This is a genomic window from Posidoniimonas corsicana (assembly GCF_007859765.1).
Taxonomy (GTDB): domain Bacteria; phylum Planctomycetota; class Planctomycetia; order Pirellulales; family Lacipirellulaceae; genus Posidoniimonas; species Posidoniimonas corsicana.
The window spans coordinates 211,744-232,465 of sequence record NZ_SIHJ01000002.1 but is presented as its reverse complement, the minus strand read 5'-3'; the positions used below and the strand labels follow the sequence as shown (position 1 = coordinate 232,465).

17 protein-coding genes are annotated in these 20,722 nt (G+C 67.1%); 13 read left to right on the top strand and 4 right to left on the bottom strand.

The annotated features are described in order from the left end of the window. Positions 1–20 precede the first annotated feature (20 nt). From KOR34_RS17015 to KOR34_RS26770, 9 genes are all read left to right on the top strand, one after another. On the top strand, positions 21–1,145 hold the full coding sequence (locus KOR34_RS17015) for an outer membrane protein assembly factor BamB family protein (protein ID WP_146566385.1): 1,125 nt from the start codon (positions 21–23) through the stop codon (positions 1,143–1,145). A gap of 136 nt (positions 1,146–1,281) precedes the next feature. Continuing rightward, complete coding sequence (locus tag KOR34_RS17010) at positions 1,282–2,580, top strand: coproporphyrinogen-III oxidase family protein (protein WP_146566383.1); 1,299 nt, start codon at positions 1,282–1,284, stop codon at positions 2,578–2,580. Between the two features lie 258 nt (positions 2,581–2,838). Beyond that, positions 2,839–3,822 (top strand): aldo/keto reductase, encoded by a 984-nt coding sequence (locus KOR34_RS17005; protein WP_146566380.1) that lies wholly within the window; start codon positions 2,839–2,841, stop codon positions 3,820–3,822. 924 nt (positions 3,823–4,746) lie between these two features. Beyond that, positions 4,747–5,064 (top strand): phage holin family protein, encoded by a 318-nt coding sequence (locus tag KOR34_RS17000; protein ID WP_146566378.1) that lies wholly within the window; start codon positions 4,747–4,749, stop codon positions 5,062–5,064. A gap of 92 nt (positions 5,065–5,156) precedes the next feature. Beyond that, positions 5,157–5,405 carry a hypothetical protein gene (locus tag KOR34_RS16995; RefSeq protein ID WP_146566377.1) on the top strand — a complete coding sequence of 83 codons (249 nt, stop codon included), beginning with the start codon at positions 5,157–5,159 and terminating at the stop codon, positions 5,403–5,405. Between the two features lie 374 nt (positions 5,406–5,779). Continuing rightward, positions 5,780–6,097 carry a hypothetical protein gene (locus KOR34_RS16990; protein ID WP_146566375.1) on the top strand — a complete coding sequence of 106 codons (318 nt, stop codon included), beginning with the start codon at positions 5,780–5,782 and terminating at the stop codon, positions 6,095–6,097. 41 nt (positions 6,098–6,138) lie between these two features. Beyond that, positions 6,139–6,453 (top strand): hypothetical protein, encoded by a 315-nt coding sequence (locus tag KOR34_RS16985; RefSeq protein ID WP_146566373.1) that lies wholly within the window; start codon positions 6,139–6,141, stop codon positions 6,451–6,453. After that, positions 6,450–7,931, top strand: a complete 1,482-nt coding sequence (locus tag KOR34_RS16980; RefSeq protein WP_146566371.1) for a radical SAM protein — start codon at positions 6,450–6,452, stop codon at positions 7,929–7,931. Before KOR34_RS16985 ends, KOR34_RS16980 begins: the two co-directional genes overlap by 4 nt. 414 nt (positions 7,932–8,345) lie before the next feature. Beyond that, a complete protein-coding gene (locus KOR34_RS26770) occupies positions 8,346–10,253 on the top strand; it encodes a sodium:solute symporter (protein ID WP_197531515.1) in 1,908 nt (635 codons plus the stop codon). An 87-nt stretch (positions 10,254–10,340) separates the two neighbouring features. Here KOR34_RS26770 and KOR34_RS16970 read toward each other — a convergent pair whose 3' ends face one another. Continuing rightward, positions 10,341–10,832 carry a DinB family protein gene (locus tag KOR34_RS16970; RefSeq protein ID WP_146566370.1) on the bottom strand — a complete coding sequence of 164 codons (492 nt, stop codon included), beginning with the start codon at positions 10,830–10,832 and terminating at the stop codon, positions 10,341–10,343. Between the two features lie 125 nt (positions 10,833–10,957). On the opposite strand from KOR34_RS16970, the gene cysC reads away from it, so the two are divergent. Together cysC and KOR34_RS16960 are read left to right on the top strand one after the other, a co-directional pair. Beyond that, positions 10,958–11,629: an adenylyl-sulfate kinase gene (cysC, locus tag KOR34_RS16965; RefSeq protein WP_146566369.1), complete on the top strand. Its 672-nt coding sequence runs from the start codon at positions 10,958–10,960 to the stop codon at positions 11,627–11,629. A 346-nt stretch (positions 11,630–11,975) separates the two neighbouring features. Then, on the top strand, positions 11,976–12,188 hold the full coding sequence (locus KOR34_RS16960; protein WP_146566368.1) for a BON domain-containing protein: 213 nt from the start codon (positions 11,976–11,978) through the stop codon (positions 12,186–12,188). Positions 12,189–12,263: 75 nt separating this feature from the next. On the opposite strand, the gene lpxK is transcribed toward KOR34_RS16960, so the two are convergent. After that, the gene (lpxK, locus tag KOR34_RS16955; RefSeq protein WP_228714676.1) at positions 12,264–13,340 is read right to left on the bottom strand and encodes a tetraacyldisaccharide 4'-kinase; all 1,077 of its coding nucleotides are present in this window, start codon (positions 13,338–13,340) and stop codon (positions 12,264–12,266) included. 240 nt (positions 13,341–13,580) lie between these two features. On the opposite strand from lpxK, the gene KOR34_RS16950 reads away from it, so the two are divergent. Then, the gene (locus KOR34_RS16950) at positions 13,581–17,192 is read left to right on the top strand and encodes a hypothetical protein (protein WP_146566366.1); all 3,612 of its coding nucleotides are present in this window, start codon (positions 13,581–13,583) and stop codon (positions 17,190–17,192) included. A gap of 89 nt (positions 17,193–17,281) precedes the next feature. Here KOR34_RS16950 and KOR34_RS16945 read toward each other — a convergent pair whose 3' ends face one another. Beyond that, positions 17,282–17,938 (bottom strand): hypothetical protein, encoded by a 657-nt coding sequence (locus tag KOR34_RS16945; protein ID WP_146566365.1) that lies wholly within the window; start codon positions 17,936–17,938, stop codon positions 17,282–17,284. Between the two features lie 152 nt (positions 17,939–18,090). Further along, the gene (locus KOR34_RS16940; protein ID WP_146566364.1) at positions 18,091–18,657 is read right to left on the bottom strand and encodes a zinc ribbon domain-containing protein; all 567 of its coding nucleotides are present in this window, start codon (positions 18,655–18,657) and stop codon (positions 18,091–18,093) included. Between the two features lie 200 nt (positions 18,658–18,857). On the opposite strand from KOR34_RS16940, the gene nadB reads away from it, so the two are divergent. Further along, positions 18,858–20,513: an L-aspartate oxidase gene (nadB, locus tag KOR34_RS16935; RefSeq protein WP_146566362.1), complete on the top strand. Its 1,656-nt coding sequence runs from the start codon at positions 18,858–18,860 to the stop codon at positions 20,511–20,513. Positions 20,514–20,722: the final 209 nt, after the last annotated feature.

Here is a 20,722-nt window from a genome sequence, read left to right as displayed (position 1 = left end):
CCCGACCCAGGCCATTCAACATGACCGCCGCCCGCACCTTCCGCCTGTCCTGGCTCTGCAGTGCCGCGCTGACGCTGGCCGCGGTTTCCGCGGTCGCCGGAGACTGGCCCTTCGAACGCGGCGACGCCGCCGGCGCCGGCGTGGCCGCCACCAAGCTGCCGGCCGAGCCGGAGCTGCTGTGGGAGTTTAAGGCCGGCAACGCGCTGGAGGTGACGCCCGTCACCGCCGGTGGGGTGGCCTACCTGGGCGACGCCGGCGGCACGTTCTACGCCGTGAAGCTGGCCGACGGGTCGAAGCTCTGGTCACAAGAGTTCGAGGACGCGATCTTCATCGCCGCCGCCGCGGTCGAGGGCGAGCGGGTGGTGGTTGCGGACCTGGACGGCATCGTCCGGTGCCTGTCGACCAAGGACGGCGGCGAGCTGTGGACCGCCGACGCAGAGAACGAGGTGAACGCCGGCCCCACCATCGCCGGGGGCCTGGCGCTGGTCACCACCGAGGGCGGGCTGCTGGTCGCCTTCGACATGGAGTCGGGCGAGGAGCGGTGGCGGTTCACGATCGACGCGCCGCTGCGGTGCTCGCCGACCATCGCCGAGGGACGCATCCTGCTGGCCGGCTGCGACGCCAAGCTTCACGCCATCGACGCGTCGACCGGCAAGGAGGTCAGCAGCGTTGACATCGGTTCGCAGACCGGCAACTCCGCAGCCGCGTCGGGCGGGCGGTCGTTCTTCGGGACCGAGGGGGGCGCCTTCCTGGCCGTGAACGCCAAGGGGCGGCTCGCCGAGGCCTGGCAGTTCAACAACCCCCGCCGCGCGTCCGGCATCCGCACCGCGGCGGCGGCCTCCGAGCAGGCGATCGTGTTCGCCAATGAGGCCAAGACCGTGTTCGCCCTCAACCCGGCCACCGGCGAACCCCTGTGGGAGACCCCCACCCGCAGCCGCGTCGAGGCCTCGCCCATCATCGTCGGCGACCGGGTGGTGATCGGCACCAGCCGCGGCCGCCTGCTGCTGCTGGACCTGGCCAACGGGGAGGAGACCTGGCAGTACAACGCCGGCGGCAAGTTCCTGTCCGGCGCCGCCGCGGTCGACGGCCGACTGCTGATCACCAACGACGACGGCCGGCTGTACTGCTTCGGGAAGAAGCAATAAAAACCGCTAGCGTTCGCCGTCAGGCGATCTATTACCCCTCCGTTGTCGGGCAGGGGAGTACGGCCGGCGCCGCTCGTTGGTGATTGCGGCCCCCGGGCAGGTAACACGCACATCGCTCTGCCGTTAGAATGGACCTATGCCAGAATCCACCAAAACCGACGTCGGCAGCTACTTCATCAGCAACTACCCGCCGTTCTCGCAGTGGTCGACCGACCACCTGGCTGAGATCGAGCAGGCGATGGCCGCGCCGCCGGCCGACGTGCCGCTGGGGCTCTACCTGCACATCCCGTTCTGCCGCAAGCGGTGCAAGTTCTGCTACTTCAAGGTGTTCACCGACAAGAACGCTGAGAACATCGAGCGGTACCTGGCCGCGCTGTCGCGCGAGATCGAGCTGGTCAGCCAGCAGCCCGTGATGGGTGGGCGGCCGTTCCGGTTCGTCTACTTCGGCGGCGGCACGCCGTCGTACCTGTCCAGCCGGCAGCTCCACCGGCTGGTCGACCGGCTGCGGGCGAACATCGACTGGTCGCTGGCCGAGGAGGTCACCTTCGAGTGCGAGCCCGGCACCCTCAGCGAGGCCAAGGTCGGCACGCTCCGTGAGATCGGCGTCACGCGGCTGAGCCTGGGCGTCGAGCACTTCACCGACGAGATCCTCGAGGCCAACGGCCGTGCGCACCTGTCGGCCGAGGTCTACAAGGTCTACCCCTGGATCCAGGCCGCTGGCTTCGACAGCGTCAACATCGACCTCATCGCCGGCATGGTCGGCGAGACCTGGGAGACCTGGCGTGACGCGGTGAAGAAGGCGCTCGACATGGCGCCGGACAGCGTCACGATCTACCAGATGGAGCTGCCGTTCAACACGGTCTACTCCAAGGACATCCTCGGCGGCCAGATCGAAACGCCGGTCGCCGACTGGCCGCTCAAGCGCGAGTGGGTGGACTGGGCGTTCGACCAGTTCGCCGAGCAGGGCTACAGCGTGTCCAGCGCGTACACCATGGTGAAGTCGCCGGACGTGAAGTTCAGCTACCGCGACAACCTGTGGCGCGGCTCCGACCTGTTGGCCACCGGCATCGCCAGCTTCGGCCACGTGTCGGGCGTGCATTACCAGAACCAGCCGGAGTGGGAGGACTACTGCGGCGCGCTCGAGGAGGGGAAGATGCCACTCAACCGCGCGCTCCGCATCACGCCCCACCAGGCGCTCATCCGCGAGATGATCCTGCAGCTCAAGAAGGGCTGGCTCGACGCGGGCTACTTCCGCGACAAGTTCGACGCCGAGATCCTGCAGATGTGGGCGCCCGCCTGGAAGGAGTTCGCCGAGAACGACTGGCTCTCCGTCGAGGGCGACCGCATCGAGCTGACCCGCGCGGGCCTGCTGCGCGTCGACGGCCTGTTGCCGGCCTTCTTCGAAGAAGAGCACCAAGGCGTGCGGTACACGTAGTCGGGTACTGCCAATTGCGTTCGCCCGCGCTTCGACCCGTAGCCCCCGGCTCTGCCGGGGGATTGCTTTGCAGCCAATCGCAGCGACAGGTTCATCCCCCGGCAGGGCCGGGGGCTACTGGCCTGCGATGCCTCAGCGCGTGGCGGCAGCGTCGGACTCTTGCCTAGGTGTCGGCCTCGGAGCAGTGGTGCCCGGCCGCCGATCTGGTCTAATAGCAGCAGCGACGCTCCCTCGCACTACAACCACACGGAACGAGTCATGGCGGTTGAAACCTTCACCACGGCAAGCGGCGGCGAGCTTCCGTCCCTGGGGCTCGGGCTCTGGAAGCTTGAGAACGAGAAGGTCGGCCCGATTGCCCGCCGGGCGATCGAGCTCGGTTACCGCCACTTCGACAGCGCGTGCGACTACGGCAACGAGCCCGCGGCGGGCGCCGCGCTCGAGCAGGCCGTCACCGACGGCCTGTGCCGGCGGGAAGACCTGTGGGTCACCTCCAAGCTGTGGAACACCTACCACGCGCCGCAGAACGTGCGGCCGGCGATCGAGCGCACGCTCTCCGACCTGCGGCTCGACTACCTTGACCTGTACTTGATCCACTTCCCGATCTCGCTGCGGTTCGTGCCGTTCGAGAAGCGGTACCCGCCCGGCTGGTTCTTCGAGCCCAACGCCGACGAGCCGGCCATGGAGTTCGACCCCACGCCCCTGCACGAGACCTGGCGGGCGATGGAGGAGCTGGTCGACGCCGGGCTCGCCAAGCACATCGGCGTCTGCAACTACGGCACGGCCATGCTGCACGACCTGCTGAACTACGCCCGCGTGCGGCCCGACGTGCTGCAGGTCGAGCTGCACCCGCTGCTGACCCAGGAGCGGCTGGTCCGCTTCGCCCGCGAGCGGGACGTCACGGTCACCGGGTTCAGCCCGCTGGGCGCGCCGTCGTACGTGTCGTCGGGCAGGGCCGCGGAGGACGAGTCGCTGCTGACCCACGGCACGGTCAAGGAGATCGCCGCCCGGCACAGCAAGACCCCGGCCCAGGTGCTGCTGCGGTGGGGCGTGCAGCGCGGCACGGCCGTGATCCCCAAGACTTCGAGCCTCGACCGCCTGGAGGAGAACATCGCGTTGTTCGACTTCGAGCTGTCCGCCGACCAGATGCAGCGGATCACGGCGCTCAACGAGAACCGCCGCTTCAACGACCCCGGCGCGTTCTGCGAGGACCTCTTCAACACGTTCTGCCCGATCTACGACTGAATCGGCTACGCAACGCTCGACGAGCGCGCGAATGGGAGCGGAGTGGGCCACACATCTTTCAGTCGCTGCCCCAGTGAAACGCGTGTCGGATTCAAGCGACAACCCGTACCAGTCTCCAGCCAGTCAGGAAGATGCAGAGGACGACCTGGCGGCGTTCGATTGGCTGCTAGTGCTGGGGATGGCGGTGGTGGTTGCTGGGGCATGGTGGCACTCACGTGGCGCTGGCATCGCCGCTACCGTGCTGGCCGTTCCAGTTGCAGTGCGGTCACTGCGAGTTTTTCATGAGCGGCGGCGCCGCGGCATTCCGACATCGCGTGGCCAGAAGGTAGCGATGCTTTTTGGGTCTGCGATCGTAACCGCCGTCATTCTTGGCGGCGCCGCACTTGGGTTGTTTGTGTCGGTCGTAGTGGCGGTTGGCATGGCCTGCTCCAATTCCTCGTCTGCTGCGCCGCTGGTGCTAATCGGCGGAGGGCTGGGGACGGTGTTGGTCACCTTGGTGGTTGGTAGCCGGTGGGTCCGGCATCGCTGGCGCAGGGCAATTAGCTCCGAGGACGAGCGGGCGCCAGACGCTACATCGTCGCCCGCTCCCGGGGTAGCTGGGGAACTTCCGGTTCCCTCGAACGAGATTCAAGATCGAGGCGAGTTGCTGCCGCCGGAGGGACCATCCTGGCAAGCCTTGGCGTTGTGCGTTGCGATCCCAGCCGCGTTGTTAGCCTCTTGGCAGCTGGTCGCTACTGTGATGGATAATACGGAGGGATCCTGGTCTACTGTGAGCGTTGCGACGGCGATCATTGGGGCGTGGATTGCAGTCGGGGTGGCCGCTTGTCGCTGGCGACGCAAACAGAGCGATCGCTAGAGATCGGGTAGAGAACTCGCGACGCCGTTGAAGGCAATGAATCCGATGACTCACTGCGAGGTCCGGCGATGAGACCAGACGACGAGTCGACGCGCGAGCAACGGAGCAACCCGTACGAGTCGCCCCGCGCAGACCCGTCGCCGGCGCAGCGGACCGCGCGTCGGCTTGGGGCCTGGTTTGCGGCGCCGCTGAGCCTGGTCGCCGCGCTCATCGCCTTCTGCGGGGCCTGCTACCCAACGGCGTTCGTGGCGTACGGGATGGCCTACGGCGTGTCGTACGAATCGTCGCCGTGGTCGTGGTTGGCCTACCCGCTGATCGCGCTGCCGTGGTTGTTGGGGATCGGCGTCGCCGTGTTGGTTGGCCGCGCGATTTGGCGGTTGAAGTAGCGAGGCTTCGACGAGTGACAGTCGATCACCAAGGCAACCCATATGAGCCGCCGCAAAGCGAGCCATCGCCCGTGCACCGGGTGGCGCGGCGTATGAGCCTCGTGGCCGCGGTCCCGCTGGTGATTGTGGCGGCCGGGGCGGCGTTCTGCTGCACGTGCTTTCCGATCGGCTTTGTTGGTTTTGGCGTTGGCTATCAGGGCGAAGCGGCGCCCTTAACGACTCAGGGCGAAGTCTTGATGTGGGCGGCGTGGGTATTCGGCGGGGTGGTTGGGGCGGTGGCCGGCTTCGCGGTGTGGTCCGCCGCCCGGCGGCCGGTTGATAGGGAATCTGAGCAATTGTGAGCCGACGGAATGACAACCCGTACAAATCGCCCCAGTCCAAGCCCACGCCCGCACAACGGGCCGCGCGACGGCTTGGCGTTTGGGTGGCGTTGCCACTCTCGATTGCAGCGGGGGTAGTTGCGTTCTGCGTGACCTGTATCCCGGTTGCTTAGGTTCCAATCGCGATGACAAGCAGTCCCGGCAACGCCAACTACCTGGTCGCATTGATTGCCGCTGGGCCGGCGGTCATCAGCGGTTTCCTCGCCGCCTACTTTGCTGCTCGAGCAGTCTGGCGAAGGCGATGAACGTCGGCAGCTCTGATTTGTTAGAATCTCCGTTGTAGATTGCCGCACACACGCCCTGATCGACGATGTCGCGAGGGAGTCCCCTGCAGCGTGGACGAGCAAGAACCCAACCCGTACGAGTCGCCGCGGGCGAGTGTGCCGCCAATCTACCGGTTCGGGCTGATTGGCAGGTGCGTCGTGGGGGTAGTCGCGGCTGTTGTTGCCGTGGTGTCCACGCGGATCTGCTTTAACACCATCTGCTACGGAGGGCTCTACCTCGGGTTTTACGGGCCAGGCACTAACCGGCGCCTCACAGATACGGGCCTGTGGCTGATGGTCGGTTTTTCCGTGCTGGTTGGCATTGTCGTAGCAGTCTTGGTTGCGCGGGTGCTCTACCGCAAATGGGTGAAGTGGAGCAGGGATCGATGACGTTGACGGAATCGTCGCGGGTGGGGAGCGGGTGACTCGCAGTGGCTGAGCACAACGAGAACCCGTACGAGTCCCCGCGGTCGAAGCCTCCGGTGAGGCAGGTCGGTTTGCTCTGGCAGTTTCTGACGTTCCTGCTGGTCGCCGGCGCCGTGGGGGTATCGTTCGTGATCTGCTGCGTGTCGGTTTGTCTTGGCGGCGTCGCCGCGGCGCTGAACGGGCCGGAGTGGCTGCGGCCGTTGTTTGGCGAGGGCGGATGGGTGATTTACCCGCTTGCCGCATTGTGTGGGTTGGCAGCCGCCGGAATCGTGGCTTGGCGACTCGGTAGACGCCTGCTTTGGCGAAAGGACATGAAATGACGCTCCCGTTCCGCGACTACACGTTCCTTGGCGCCACGCAGAGCCTCTGCCCGGAGTGCCTCCGGCTTGTTCCGGCGAAGATTATTGATCGGCGGGGCCGGGTGTACTTCCGCAAACGCTGCCCGGAGCATGGCGACCGGGAGGACTTTGTCTGCTCCGACAGCCGCTGGTTCGACAAGCCGGGCTACCACACCCCGGCGCGGCAGCCGCACGTGATGGCCGTCGAACCCGACCGCGGCTGCCCCTACGACTGCGGCCTGTGCACCGAGCACGAGCAGCACACCTGCCTGGGGCTGCTGGAGATCACCTCCACCTGCAACCTGGAGTGCCCCATCTGCTTCGCGTCGAGCGGGCCCGGCGGCAAGCACCTGACGGTCGACGAGTGCCGCGCGGCGATCGACCACCTGGTGGCCGCCGAGGGCCGGCCGGAGATCCTGCAGCTCTCCGGCGGCGAGCCGACGATCCACCCTCACTTCTTTGATATCTACGACTACGCGTGCAGCCAGCCGATCGACTACGTGATGATCAACACCAACGGCCTGCGGCTGGCGCGGGACCGCGCGTTCGCCGAGCGGCTGGCGGAGCAGCGACACCGGGTGGAGGTCTACCTGCAGTTTGATGGCCTGGAGGAGTCGAACTACGCGTCGCTGCGGGATCCGTCTGCTGGGGGCTCGTCCCTGCTGGACATCAAGCACCAGGCGGTCGAAGCGTGCGCCGCCGTCGGGCTGAACGTGATCCTGGTCGCCACGCTGCAGGCGGGCGTGAACGTGGATCAAGTAGGTCCGATCGTCCGCTACGGCATGCAGCGGCCCACGGTCTCTGGTGTGAGCTTTCAGCCCGCCTGCTACACCGGGCGACACTTCTTGCCGGAGGACCTGGAGGACCGCGTCACGTTCCCCGATGTGTTGCGCGCGCTGGAGGATCAGTGCGGCGATGTCTGGCGTGCCGACGACTTCACGCCGCTGCCGTGCGCGCACCCCAACGCGCACACGCTCGCGTACGGCTACCGCGACGGCCAGCAGGTCACGCCGCTCGCAAGGTTCGTGGATATCGACCGCAACCTTGACCTGCTGTCCGGCGGCATCACCTTCACCCGCCCGCGGGCGAAGCAGCTGATCGAGCAGGTGATGAGCCGGCTGACCTGCGGCGAAGGCTGCGGTTGTGGGCCGGTGGAGCTTGGGGGGGCCGGTGATCACGACCTGATCCAGTTAGGACAGGTTGGGGGACAGCGCGTAGCAGCGGAGTTCTTCGAGCGGGCGATGACCGAACGGCTCACCCCGGCCGACATGTTCCGCATCACCACCACCTCGTTCATGGACGCGTACAACTTCGACGTGCGGCAGCTGATGAAGAGCTGCGTCCACTTTGTGCTGCCCTCCGGCCACCTGATCCCGTTCAGCGCGTACAACGTCCTCTACCGTGAGGGGCACGTACCGCTACCGCCACTGAACAAGAAACTAAACGTCGCCAACCCGTAGGTTGTAGGCCGGAACCAACGCAGTGCAGTTCCGGCGTTTGGGCGGTCGTAGAGGGAACACTCATGGCAGCTGATGGACGGGGACGAAACGGCGTGCATTACTAGCGCAGATTCGTTTTCGCCTGCGTGAGTGAAAAGAGCGATCGCTCGGGACGTGGTCGCAGACCCTCTGACCGGCATGTCTTCTCAGGCGCGTTCCGATGGGCCGTGCGTCTGCGACCAACGGCCGTCCGATCTGCTTGTGTTCGGTCGGGCCGGGGCTTAGTATCTGGCCACCCGCGGGTGGTCGGGCTTTGACCAAGATTATGCTCGCCGCGGGGTAGACTTTGTCGGAAAGCTAAATCAGAATGTGAAATCCGACGGGCGGACTTTTTCTCTTTCTCTTCTCCAACAGGGCCTCTGGGCCCCTTAAGCAATGCTGACGAACCTGAACTGGATTACGCTCGCCGCGATGGAGCCGCTCGACTGGGGCGTCATCGGCGTTTACTTCGCCATCATCGGGTTTGTGGCCTGGTGGTACGGGCGGAACCAGCAGGACACCGACGACTTCTTCCTGGCGGGCCGTAACGCCGGCTGGGTGGTGATCGGGGCGTCGATCTTCACGTCGAACATCGGCTCGGAGCACATCGTCGGCCTGGCGGGGCAGGGCGCCGCGACCGGCATGGCGATGGCCCACTGGGAGCTGCACGCGTGGGTGCTGATCCTGCTTGCGGGCATCTTCGTGCCGTTTTATTACAAGTCGGGCGTGCAGACGATCCCAGAGTTCCTCGAGAAACGCTTCAACGCCACGACGCGTCTGCTGCTGTCGCTGGTTTCGCTGGTGGCGTACATCTTCACCAAGGTGAGCGTCACCGTGTACGCCGGCGCCATCGTGTTCAAGGCGCTGCTGCCGGAGATCAACCTCGACCTCGGCTTTGTGTACCTCGACGCGTTCTGGATCGGCGCCTTCTCGACCGTCATCCTGACCGGCTTGTACACGGTGTTCGGCGGCATGCGGGCCATCATGGCGACCGCCACGCCGCAGGCGGTGATCATCCTGTTCGGCTCGTTTGTGATCACGTACATCGGCCTCGGCCGCCTTGGCGGCGACGCCGGCGTGACGGCGGGCTGGGGCGAGCTGGTCAACGAGGCCGGTGAGAACGCCGTGCAGTTTGCGCTGTGGCGTCCGCTGTCCGACCCCGACTTCCCGTGGCTCGGCGTGCTGATCGCGTCGCCGATTATCGGCATCTGGTACTGGTGTACCGACCAGTACATCGTGCAGCGGACGCTGGCCGCCAAGGACCTCGCCACCGCCCGGCGTGGCGCCTTGTTCGGCGGCCTGCTGAAGGTGTGGCCGGTGCTGATCTTCCTGATCCCGGGCATGATCGGCTGGACTCTCGACAAGGAGTTTAACCGCGGCATGGAAGACCCGGCCCTGGCGGCCACCTTCGCGCAGGATTCGTCGCCGGAGGAACGCGCCAAGTCGGTAGCCGACGCCAACGTGTTGCTCCGCGACGCCAACCTGGCCGAGGCCGAGGGAGCCACTCCCGGCTTCTTCATCCCCCGCAAGCTGGTGAAGAACGAAGCGGGCGAATACGTCTTTGATATCGACGGCGACCAGGTGTTCCCGTCGCTGGTGTCGCAGCTCCTGCCACCGGGCATCCGCGGCCTGATCGTGGCGTGCCTGCTGTCGGCGCTGATGAGCTCGCTGGCGTCGCTGTTCAACTCCAGCGCCGCGCTGTTCACGGTGGACGTCTACGAGAAGATCCGCCCCGGCATGTCGCAGAGCCACCTGCTGACGGTCGGCCGCGTGGCGACCACCGTGGTGGTGGGCGCCGGCATCATCTGGATCCCGGTCATGAAGGCGATCGCCGGCGGCGGGCTGTACCAGTACCTGCAGAGCGTGCAGGGCTACCTGGCGCCGCCGATCACCGCGGTGTTCCTGCTGGGCTTGTTCTGGCCGCGGATGAACGCCGCCGGCGCCACGGCGGCCCTGGCCATCGGCTTCGTGCTTGGCATGTTTAAGCTGACCGTGCAGGCGATGTACGGCGCCGGCGAGGGCAAGATCCACGACCCGGCACTGCTGGCCGCGATCGGCGACTTCAACTTCCTGTACGCCACGGGTGTGCTGATGCTGATCAGCATCTTGGTGATGATCGGGGTCTCGCTGATCACCGCGCCGCCAGCCGAAGAGAAGACCCGTGGCCTGACCTACGGCTCGATCCACGAGCTGGCCGAGGACGAGATCTCCGGCAGCTGGGACTGGGGCAACAAGCTGCTGGCCGGCCTGATTCTGCTGTGCGTGGGCGGCATGTACCTGTACTTCAGCTTCTGGCTGAACTAGCAGCGGGCCTAGCAAAGCGTTTTGCCAAAGCAGCACGGCCGTTGGGGCCGTGCTGCTTTTTTCGTGTAGGGCCTCTACCGACCGCCGCTAGATCACGATCGGCTTGCCCAGCGCCCGGCGTACCGGCACAAACTGCCCGGCGTGCATCATCGGGTGGGTGGCGATCAGCACGAAGATGTCGCCTACGGTGGAGAACATCGGCCGCATGTGCTCCGGGCCGGGCTGGTCGAGGTCGGCGTCGCTGAGCTTGTCGAGCGCCGCGACGGTCGCGTCCTGCACCCTGCTCAGCAGCTCGAGGTACTCGGCCGTGCCGCAGAACTGGCTGGCGTCGTCGCTGGCGGTGGCCTCCTTGCTGTGCCGTTCGGCGAAGCCATCGGGCAGTTCCGGCGCGGCGCCGGGGCACACGGACTCCAGCAGCTGGTGCTCCGACGAGATCAGGTGCCCCAGCTGCCAGGCCAGGTGGTTGCAGCCAGCGGCCGGGCGGGTCAGCAGCTCCTGGTCGGACAGGTCCTCGCAGTACTTGGTGACCACCATCTTGCTGGTGGCGGCGGTGGCGCGGAGGGCGTCTTGGGCTTTCATGGCGTGTCCCATGCTGGCGGGCTCCTGGCGTGGGGTTCCTGGATGATGCGGGTGTTGAGGCGTATAGTATCGCACTGCCGCCCCCACGACCGTGGGGGAGAACACCCTCCGCCCCGACCAGCCCTATGCCCGACCCGACCGACCCGCAAGTAGTGTGGCACCAGCACGCCGTGACCCGCGAGCTGCGCGAGCAGCAGTCCGGTCACCGCGGCTTTGTGCTGTGGTTCACCGGCCTGAGCGGGTCGGGCAAGAGCACCATCGCCGGGGCGGTGGACCAGCTGCTGTTCGCCAAGGGCGTGCGGACGTACCTGCTGGACGGCGACAACGTGCGGCACGGCCTCAACGCGGCGCCGAAGATGCTCTCCGAACGCTACGGCGACGAGTTCGCCCAGCGGTTCGGCCTCGGGTTTGGCAAGCAGGACCGTGAGGAGAATATCCGCCGGATCGGCGCGGTGGCCGGTTTGTTCGCCGACGCCGGCGTCGCAACCCTGACGGCGTTTGTCAGCCCCTACCAAGCCGACCGGGACGCGGTGCGAGCCAGCCTGCCGGAGGGGGATTTTATCGAAGTGTTTGTCGACACCCCACTCGAGGTGTGCGAGAGCCGCGACCCCAAAGGGTTGTACAAGAAGGCCCGGGCGGGCGAGATCAAGGGCTTTACCGGCATCGATGACCCCTACGAGGCGCCGGTCGCTCCGGAGCTGCGGCTGGCGACCGCGGAAAAGGATATTACTTCACTAGCAGATGAGGTGGTCCAGTACCTGCGCCGGTCAGGAAAGATTTGCCAAAAGCAGGATTAATAGTGCGCTAACGATTTGACACCTGCCGAGTCGGAAGAGTAGACTACCCGGCCGCAAGGGACGCGTGGCGCCAATGTTTCCTGACGGAACACCCACCGGATGCTTGCTCTCCCCACAATTGGCGCCGGTTTTGCGGTTGGACAGACGGATCCTGCTGCGGTTGATTGACCCGTGACACTCGATTGGACCGCGCTCGCTGAAGCGCGACGAGTGCAGCTGGCGAAACAACCATGAATATGTCTTTGGCGGGACGTCCCTATCTACGGAGGGTTTAGATTTGCCGCCCCTATCGAACCAGCGCCGCGTTTCGTCTTACGCAACCGAAGCCGACAGCTTCGCGGCCCCCATGCCTTGCCTCGCGTCGCGGATTCAGAGCCGCATCGAACGCCGGCTGGGTGATCGGATCCAGGGTCTGAGGGTTAGCGTTGATGACAAACACGTTACGCTAGCGGGGCGATGCGCCACCTACTACTCCAAGCAGCTGGCTCAGCACGCGGCGCTCGGTGTGCTCGAGGACGAGCGGCTAGAGAACGAGATCCTGGTGGGTCTGCTCCACTAGCGATAGCTTTAATCCGGTGAGCGTTGCGCTGGCTACTGCCCGATCTATACGGGATCAGGCTGCGCTGACGGCGTGCTAGCAGCTCTCTCCCCGTTCACCGGCTTCTAGGGCTCGCGCCGCGATTTCGTTAATCAGCGCGGACAGCGGTTCTTCCCCTAGGAGCAGTCGCATCTCGATCTCGACCGCCCACAGCGGCCGCTGACCGAGTTCTTCCGATTGCACCTTCGCCAGGTCCTTGTGGGTGCAGAGCACCAACTCCGCCGGCTCGGCGTCGGCGGTGATCTTCTCAATATCTTCACGCGTGTAGCGGTGATGGTCGGGAAACTCGCGCCAGGCGACCACCTCGCCGCCTAGTTCTTCTACCGTGCGACGGAACGCGGCTGGGTTTCCAATCCCGCAGAACGCAGCGACACGTCTGCCGGACGCCGCGGCCAGTTCTGCCTGGGCGCCGGCGGCGTTTATGAGCCGCTGCGGCGCGTGGGCGGCTTCGCACCACAGTGCTTCCGGCGCGGCCTGTGCTACCCGCCGCCTGATCGCCTCGCGGTCGGGCTCGCTAGCCATGTCGGCCCGCGTCAGGCAGACCACGTCTGCGCGCCGGAGCGACCCGACCGGCTCCCGCAGCAGGCCTCGTGGGAGGAGGTGTCCATGCCCGAACGGGCAGGTGGCGTCCAGCAGCACGATGTCCAGGTCGCGGCCCAGCCGGCGGTGCTGGAAGGCGTCGTCCAGCAGGAGCAGCTGCGACTCCAGCTCCTCGATCGCGATTGCCGCCGACGCGACCCGGTCTGGGTCCTGCACGTGCGGCACATCGGGCAGCGACTCCTCGAGCTCGATCGCCTCGTCGTTCAGGCCGCCTTCTTCGGCGCCGTAGCCGCGGCTCAGGATCGCCACCCGGACGTGCTGCTCGCGGAGCCGACGGGCGACCCACTTGACCATAGGCGTCTTGCCGGTGCCGCCGACCGTTAGGTTGCCGATGCTGATCACGGGAACCGATGCCCTCGTCACCGCGTCGGAAGAGTGGTCGTACCTCCGGTTGCGGGCGGCCACTACCGCGCGGTAGGGCCACTGGGCGCCCCACAGCCCGGCCCGCAACGCCGCCGCAACGGGGCCGCGCCGACGGCCGCTGACCAGGTCGTGGAAGAATTGCTCGTTCAAGGGCGAATAGGGAAGCGGCGGGGACTGAACCGACCCGGGGGACTCCCGGCAGGGCCCCATGGTAGGGGGCCGGGCGGCTGTGGGCCAGATTGACCCGCGTCCGGCCCGCACCAGCAGCCGAGGCGGCACAACCCCTCGGCGCCGCGCTCGCCGGGCTGAGCCCCGCGGCCGCCCGCCGCGTGGCCGCCGGCCGTCAGGCGGTATAATCGAAGAAAGCCCGCGACTCCCAGCCCCCTCCGCATGCCCAAGCTCCCCGCCGCTCTCGAACGCTCCTCTATCCTGCAGGCAATCCGCTCGGCCGACGAGGGGCCGCAGGTAGTGGAGTACGACCGCTACGTCACCGACCATATCCGGCGGACCGGGCGGGCCGTTCAGGCGACCGAGATCGCCTACGCGATGATGGGGCTAGCGGTCGGCTGGCTGGTGTTCCTGCTGACCGCGGCGGTGGCCGAGCACTGGCTCACCCAGCGGGGCTTCTCGGACGCGTTCCGATACGTGCTGTTCGCCGCCGCGATGCTGGCCACCGGCTGGTATGCCAAGACGCTGCTGTGGCCGCTGGTCACCGGACGCATCAACCCGCTTTACACGGCCAAGTCGATCGAGGAGAGCGCCCCGTCGCTCAAGAACAGCCTGATCAACCTGCTCACGCTCCGCGGCAGCGGTCGGCCGCTCCCGCCCGCGGTGCTGGCCACCCTGGAGCAGCAGGCCGCCGAGGGGATCTCTCGCGCGCCGGAAGAGGCGGTCGTCGACCGCTCGCGCGTGGTCCGCATGGCGGCCGTGATGGTCGGCCTGCTGGCGGCGGTCGCCGTGTACACGCTGGCGTCGACCAAGGACCCGTTCACCACCGCCGCGCGGATTGTCGCACCGTGGGCCAAGATCGCCCCGCCGAGCCGCGTCCGCATCACCGACGTCACCCCCGGCGACACGACGCTGGTCGAGGGCCAGACGCTGGACATCGAGGCCCGTGTCGACGGGCTCGCCGATGGCGAGCAGGTCGACGTGGTGCTCACCTCGGACGACGGCCAGCGGCTGGACGACCGCCAGCCGCTGACGTTCGATGAGGGCGTCAACCGCTTCACGCTGTCGCTGCCGACCCTCGCCGAGCCCGGCAAGCGGGCCGGACTGTCGGGCCGTGTGCGGTACCGCGTCGAGGCCGGCGACGGCCGCACCCCCACGTTTGTTGTCAACGTGCTGCCCGCTCCGGCCATTGTGGTGGGCTCGGTCGACTACCGCTTTCCTGCCTACACGGGCCTGTTGGACTACACGCAGGAGAAGTCGGGCGACCTCCGCGCCATCGAGGGGACCCGCGTCACGCTGCACGCCCAGGCGAACACCACGCTCGAGAGCGCCTACGTTGACTTCGACGCCGACGGCAGTCGCGACCTGCAGATGGAGGTTGAAGGCGACTCCGCCACGGTCAGATTCGACCTCGCGCTCCGCGACGACCGCCAAACCCCAAAGCACGGCGGCTACGTGCTGCGGCTCAAGACTGCCGGCGGCCTCACCAACGCCAAGCCGGCCAAGCACGCGATCGAGGTGTACCCGGACTACCCCCCGGAGGCCGAGCTGACCGCCCCGGAAGAGCCCGAGCTCACGATCCGGCAGAACGACACCGTCGACATCCGCGGCACGGCCCGCGACCCCGACTTCGGCCTGTCCGACGTGCGGGTGTTCGCCGAGCGGGACGGCCGCCGGGTGCTGCACAAACGGCTGCTCACGCGCACGTTCCGCGGCAAGTACGAGGCCCAGTACGCCTTCACCCCCACCGACCACGGTTTGCGTGCCGGCGATGTGGTGGAGTACTGGCTCGAGGCCTCCGACAACCGTCAGCCGGAGCCGCAGACCGTGGTGACCCGTCGGCAGACCTTCCGCATCGCATCGCCCGACGCTCGTGGCGACCGCCGGCGAGAGGAAATGGCCGACGCGGGCGACACCGGCGACGCCGGGCAGGACAGTCAGGACCAGCGCCAGCCCGGCGAGAACGGCGGCGAGGCAGACGAGGGCGATCCCAGCGAAGAAGGCCAATCGCCCGATGGACAAAACGGCGAAGGCGGGGAGGGCCAGCCGCAGGACCAGAATCAGCAGCCGACCGAGGGCGACCGCCAGCAGGGCGAGCTGCAGCGCGGCCAGGGCGGGGAAGAGCAGGACGCCGAGAACCAGCAGGGCCAGGGCGATTCGAACCAGCAGCAGGGCGACTCCAATAAGCCGAGCGAGACCGGCAGCCAGCAGCAGCCCGAGGGCGAGGAGGGCAACGAGCAGCAGGAGCAGGGTTCCAACGAAGGGGGCGATGGCCTGCAGACCCAGGATCGCGGCGCCGCGCCCAACTCGGAGAACCCACAGCAGGGGCAGGATAGCGGCAACGAGCAGTCGTCCGGCGAGAACAACGGCCAGTCTTCCGGCGGGCAGAACGACAGCCGCCGCAACAGCGGCCAGCAGAACCGCCAACGGGGCGCCGGCGGCAACGAGTCCGGCAAACAGGGCGGGTCGCACGTCAAGCCGGAAGACAACGCCTCGGGCGGCGGCACGCCCACCCCGCAGGAGCAGCCGATCGATGATTCCGGCGCCGACGACGGCGAGGCCTTCGAGCGGATGCTCGAGCACATGCAGCAGGAAGGTCAGCAGGGCAAGCCCCGTGACGCCGCGCCGCAGGACCACCCCGCCGACAACGGCGAGAGTGCAGACCGTTCGGACGGCGCTGGCGCCGACACCATGGGCGGCGACCTGAACAACAAGCCCCAGGAAGACCAGGGCGGAGCCGAATCGAGCGAGGCGCCGGGCGGCAAGCAGCAGTCGCCGCGAGGCGATCAGTCGACCCCTGGGTCGGCCGGCAAGCCCAAGGGGTCGCCTACCATCGAGAACGACCGCGCCCCCACCGAGAAGTTCAAGGACAGCCCGGCCCCCGACAAGCAGAACAACGAGGAGGCGCAGTCGCCCGCGTCCGACAAGAACAAGACCGAGATGGACGAGCAAGGCGACCAGGGCGGCGAGAAGTCCGGCGCCGGCGCTGAGGGGGGAGGCCAACGCGGCGACCAGGAGGGAACCGGCAGCGCTGGGCAGAACACCGCGTCCGACGAGGGCGCCGGCCGCGCTTCCGAGCAGGGCCAGGGCGAGGCGGGAGAGCGCGGCGGCACAGACCAGGTCGCCGACCAGCAGACCGGCGAGCGGGGCCGCGACTCGGGCGAGGGCTCGACCCAGCAGCAGGGCCAAGGCGACAAGGCCGGCGGCGATCAAGCCGGCGAGTCGCAGGACCAGGCGGAAGGGGGGCGTTCGCCAGTACAGGCAACGCCGCAGCAGGAGGGCCAGCCTCGGCCCCGGCCCGCCGACAACAACCAGCAGCAGCCCTCCGACGCCAGTCAGCCCGGCCGCGGCGCACCAGGCCAGTCGCAGCAGGAGGGAACCGACGGCGACCAGTCGGACATCGGCGCCAGCGGCGCCCCGTCGACCGGCCCGACCGAGGGGGGCGACGTCGGCGGCGACAAGGCCAACCTCGACTACGCCCGGCAGAAGACCGACCTGGTGCTGGAGCGGCTGGCCGACCAGCTCAAGAAGGACGAGGTCGACCCGGACCTGCTCGACAAGCTCGGCTGGAACGAGGACCAGCTGCGGCGGTTCGTCCAGCGCTGGAACCAGCGGAAGCAGGCCGCCCGGCGGCCGAACAGTTCCAAGGCCCAGGCCGAGCTCGACGACGCGCTGCGTGGGCTAGGAAGGTTGCCCGGCAGCCCGGCCAGCCAAACCGACCGCACGGTCGACGAGCTCCGCAACAACGCCGGCGCCCGCAACGCCCCCGCGCCGCTGAAGTGGCGCGAGCGGCTGCAGCGGTACAACCAGGGCGTGAGCGGGGGCGTGGAGTAGCGGCGCCGTAGGCTGTGTGACTCGCTGCACGGTTACGGCAATGGAAGTTAACACGCGCCGATGTCGCTTTGCGCTCGTTACCTCCATCCTCATTGCTCCCCTCGATCGTCGGAACGGCCGTCCACGCTGCCTTGCAACTGCTCCAGAGCTTCGGATGCCTCTTCGCCGATCTCGTCCAAGTCACCGAACTCGTCTACCTGGCCGTGTTTGGAGAGTATCTGGCGGATTGCGCGGGAGTGTGACTCATCGTCGCCGACGAGCCTAGCGAGCGGGAAATGGGCCCAGACCTGAACTCGTTCATCCTCATCTGAGCAAGCTGCTCCAAGCAACGGAATCGCGGGCGCCGCTGCCTGTCCCATTTCAGCCAGAAACTGTGCTGCGTGCATACGCTCGGAAGCAAGCCGGAAGCTGCCGAAACGCTGCAGCGAGCGGACATGCGATTCGACGCTGTTCCAGTCGGGAGGTTCGAACTTCAATCCCGCCGTATCAAGCACTCCGAGGAGGAAGTAGAGCTGTGCCGACTCCGCGTACTCATCAATCGGGCGCTGGTCGAGATAGCTCATGAGTTCGCTCAGATGGCCACCACATCGCAGACGCTCGGCAATGCCCGCAAGCTCCTCCATTTGTGCGGGCGTTGCGTCCGCTAAGAATGCGTCGACCTGGGCATCAGACTGGTGGATGCCGAACCTCCGAGAAGCGTCGATGAGGTAGTCGAGCTTTCGTGGCAGGTCTATGTGATTGTCCATTCGGCTGCGAAGAGTTGGTGGCGGCGAGTCTCTGGGGGTGTGAGCCGTGGGGGAACACGCGAGTCTAGCAGCTCTTCAAAACGTATCGCTAGACCGCAGTTCTCGAAGCCCCCGTAGGGCGCCAGAGTCGCCTGTGCGCTCGCCAGATGGCGTTATTCGCCCAGCGGGCTGTTCTCCGCTTGGCTCAATGCGAAGCCACATGATGGACAGAAGCTGGCGTTGGCGGGGAAGGGGTTGCTGCAATTGGGGCAGGCGGTCATCGCTTGGCCCTGCTGCAGCAAAGGTGAGTTCACCCTGAAGGTGACAAACTTCCACTCGCCGTCTGACTTCTTCATCTTGGCCACGACATCTCCGGCTCCGTTTTCGAACGTTGCGCTGTACGTCACATCGTAGTACGCGGCGCCATTGTCGTATCGGTAGTTAACGCTGCGCAACGACTTTGATTCCAGCCGTCCAAGTCGATTCTTGATCATTTTGCCTACAGCAACGTACTGCTCCCTAGTCGACGCGTCACGCAGCTCTTGCGTTGTCGCTGAATCGTAGGTGCTGGCTAGCGTGTCGGCCTCGATCGCGGCGAACAGAGCATCGATCCGGGGCGACACCGCCGCGTCGGCGTTGGTGAAGCCAGAGTAGATGAGGGCGACGCAGGAGCCAACGGTTAGCAAACCCAATGCCGCTACGGCCGCGAGCGCTAGGAAGACTAGTTTGGGTTTCGACATTGGAGTGGCTCCAGCAGGCTGCCCAGCGGCGATGCATCGAGTCACCGAATGTAGGTCCTGGGCGCTGGGCGTGAAAGGGCGCTGAAGTGCCGCGGCCGCACGCCCAGCTTCACACGGCGACCGCCCTGGGCTAGGGGAGGGAGTGCTACTATGGTCAACTAGTAGTCCCACGCTGCGTTCCCCCTCATCGCAATCCGACCATGCCCCAGCCGATCCCGCGGTACCTTGTCCCGTTCCACCCCAAGAAGATCCCGCACCACTTTGTCGATGTGCTGGTGATCGGCGGCGGCATCGCCGGGCTGCGGGCGGCCATGCAGGCGCCGGCGGACCTGTCGGTGCTTATAGTCACGAAGGACGTCGAGCGGGAGTCCAACAGCACCTACGCGCAGGGCGGCATCGCCGGCGTGCTGGACGCCACCGACGATTTCTCGAACCACGTCGAGGACACGCTCACCGCCGGCGCCAACCTGTGCGACCGCGGGGTGGTCGAGATGGTGGTCCGCGAGGCGCCCGCGCACATCCGTCAGCTCATCGAGTGGGGGGCGCGGTTCGACACCGCGCCCGACGGCGACCTGCTGCTCGGCCGCGAGGGGGGGCACAGCCACAACCGGATTGTGCATGCGCTGGGCGACTCGACCGGCCGCGAGATCATGCGCGCCATGTGGACCCACGCCAAGCAGGTGATGGGCGCCCAGGTGTGGCAGAACACGTTCACCATCGACCTGCTCACCCACCCCGGCCCTGACGGTCCGGAGGAGTGCCGCGGCGCGCTGGTGTGGAACCCCTACCACGGCAAGACCTTCATCTGGGCCAAGCAGACCATCCTCTGCACCGGCGGAGCGGGGCAGATCTTCCGCGAGACCACCAATCCGCCGGTGGCCACCGGCGACGGCCACGCGATCGCGTTTCGGGCCGGCGCCGAGCTGGCCGATATGGAGTTCATGCAGTTCCACCCCACGGTGCTGTACATCGCCGGCAGCAGCCGCAGCCTGGTAACCGAGGCGATGCGCGGCGAGGGCGCGGTGCTGCTCGACTCCGAGGGCCGCCGCTTCATGCCCGAGTACGACCAGCGCGCCGAGCTCGCCCCCCGCGACGTGGTGAGCCAGGCGATCGTCGCGCAGATGGAGAAAACCAAGCACCCGAACGTGTACCTCGACCTCAGCCACCTGGACGCCGCGTTCGTCAAGCAACGGTTCCCGGGCATCGCCAAGACCTGCTTGGAGTTCGGCATCGACATCACCAAGGACCGCATCCCGGTGCGGCCCGGCGCGCACTACATGCTGGGCGGCGTGGTGGTGGACGAGCACGGCGCGTCCAGCCTGCCGCGGCTGTGGGCCGCGGGCGAGGCGACCAGCAGCGGCCTGCACGGCGCCAACCGGCTGGCGTCCAACAGCCTGCTGGAGGGGCTGGTGTACGGCGCGCGGGCCGGCCGCGCCGCGTGCGACGCCGCGCTCGGCGAGGACGACAGCTTCCGCGCCATCCCGCTCGAGAACCCGGCTGTCGAGCCGAAGGCGGAGCTCCTGGACCTGCAGGACATACGCAATTCGCTCAAGGCGCTCATGTGGCGGCGGGCCAGCGTGTGGCGGGACCAGGGTGGGCTGGACGAGGCCGACGGCAACCTCGAGAGCTGGCGGCGGTACGTGCTGCCCCGCCAGCTGATCGACCCGGCCGGCTGGGAGCTGCAGAACATGCTGGTCGTGGCGGAGCTGATGATCCACGCCGCCCGCCAGCGGACCGAGTCGCGGGGCGTGCACCTGCGGACTGATTTTCCGGAGACCGACCCGGCCTGGCGGCGGCGGATCCTGCTGCGGCTGGAGCAGGGGCAGATCGCCTCGCGGCTGGACGAGCCGTTGTAGGGGTCGGGTCTCGGGTCTCGGAGAGGCGCGCTCTCACGCTCCTCTTCTTCTGAATCCCGGCGCCCCAAGCCCGATACCCGCTGCCCCGAACCCTCCCGGCGGCCCGTGCGTAGCCAAAGAAGCCTGTAAGAGTAGGGCGGTATAGACAATTCGGGCCCAGACCGATTAGGCTGCTGGGCTTACTGGGGGCTGCCCGCCCCGGCTTCTAC

What these genes read in the sequence shown, in the direction of transcription:
- KOR34_RS17015 (WP_146566385.1), top strand. Translation starts at nt 21, where the DNA reads ATGACCGCCGCCCGCACCTTCCGCCTGTCCTGGCTCTGCAGTGCCGCG.
- KOR34_RS17010 (WP_146566383.1), top strand. Translation starts at nt 1,282, where the DNA reads ATGCCAGAATCCACCAAAACCGACGTCGGCAGCTACTTCATCAGCAAC.
- KOR34_RS17005 (WP_146566380.1), top strand. Translation starts at nt 2,839, where the DNA reads ATGGCGGTTGAAACCTTCACCACGGCAAGCGGCGGCGAGCTTCCGTCC.
- KOR34_RS17000 (WP_146566378.1), top strand. Translation starts at nt 4,747, where the DNA reads ATGAGACCAGACGACGAGTCGACGCGCGAGCAACGGAGCAACCCGTAC.
- KOR34_RS16995 (WP_146566377.1), top strand. Translation starts at nt 5,157, where the DNA reads ATGAGCCTCGTGGCCGCGGTCCCGCTGGTGATTGTGGCGGCCGGGGCG.
- KOR34_RS16980 (WP_146566371.1), top strand. Translation starts at nt 6,450, where the DNA reads ATGACGCTCCCGTTCCGCGACTACACGTTCCTTGGCGCCACGCAGAGC.
- KOR34_RS26770 (WP_197531515.1), top strand. Translation starts at nt 8,346, where the DNA reads ATGCTGACGAACCTGAACTGGATTACGCTCGCCGCGATGGAGCCGCTC.
- KOR34_RS16970 (WP_146566370.1), bottom strand. Translation starts at nt 10,832, where the DNA reads ATGAAAGCCCAAGACGCCCTCCGCGCCACCGCCGCCACCAGCAAGATG.
- cysC (WP_146566369.1), top strand. Translation starts at nt 10,958, where the DNA reads ATGCCCGACCCGACCGACCCGCAAGTAGTGTGGCACCAGCACGCCGTG.
- KOR34_RS16960 (WP_146566368.1), top strand. Translation starts at nt 11,976, where the DNA reads ATGCCTTGCCTCGCGTCGCGGATTCAGAGCCGCATCGAACGCCGGCTG.
- KOR34_RS16950 (WP_146566366.1), top strand. Translation starts at nt 13,581, where the DNA reads ATGCCCAAGCTCCCCGCCGCTCTCGAACGCTCCTCTATCCTGCAGGCA.
- KOR34_RS16945 (WP_146566365.1), bottom strand. Translation starts at nt 17,938, where the DNA reads ATGGACAATCACATAGACCTGCCACGAAAGCTCGACTACCTCATCGAC.
- KOR34_RS16940 (WP_146566364.1), bottom strand. Translation starts at nt 18,657, where the DNA reads ATGTCGAAACCCAAACTAGTCTTCCTAGCGCTCGCGGCCGTAGCGGCA.
- nadB (WP_146566362.1), top strand. Translation starts at nt 18,858, where the DNA reads ATGCCCCAGCCGATCCCGCGGTACCTTGTCCCGTTCCACCCCAAGAAG.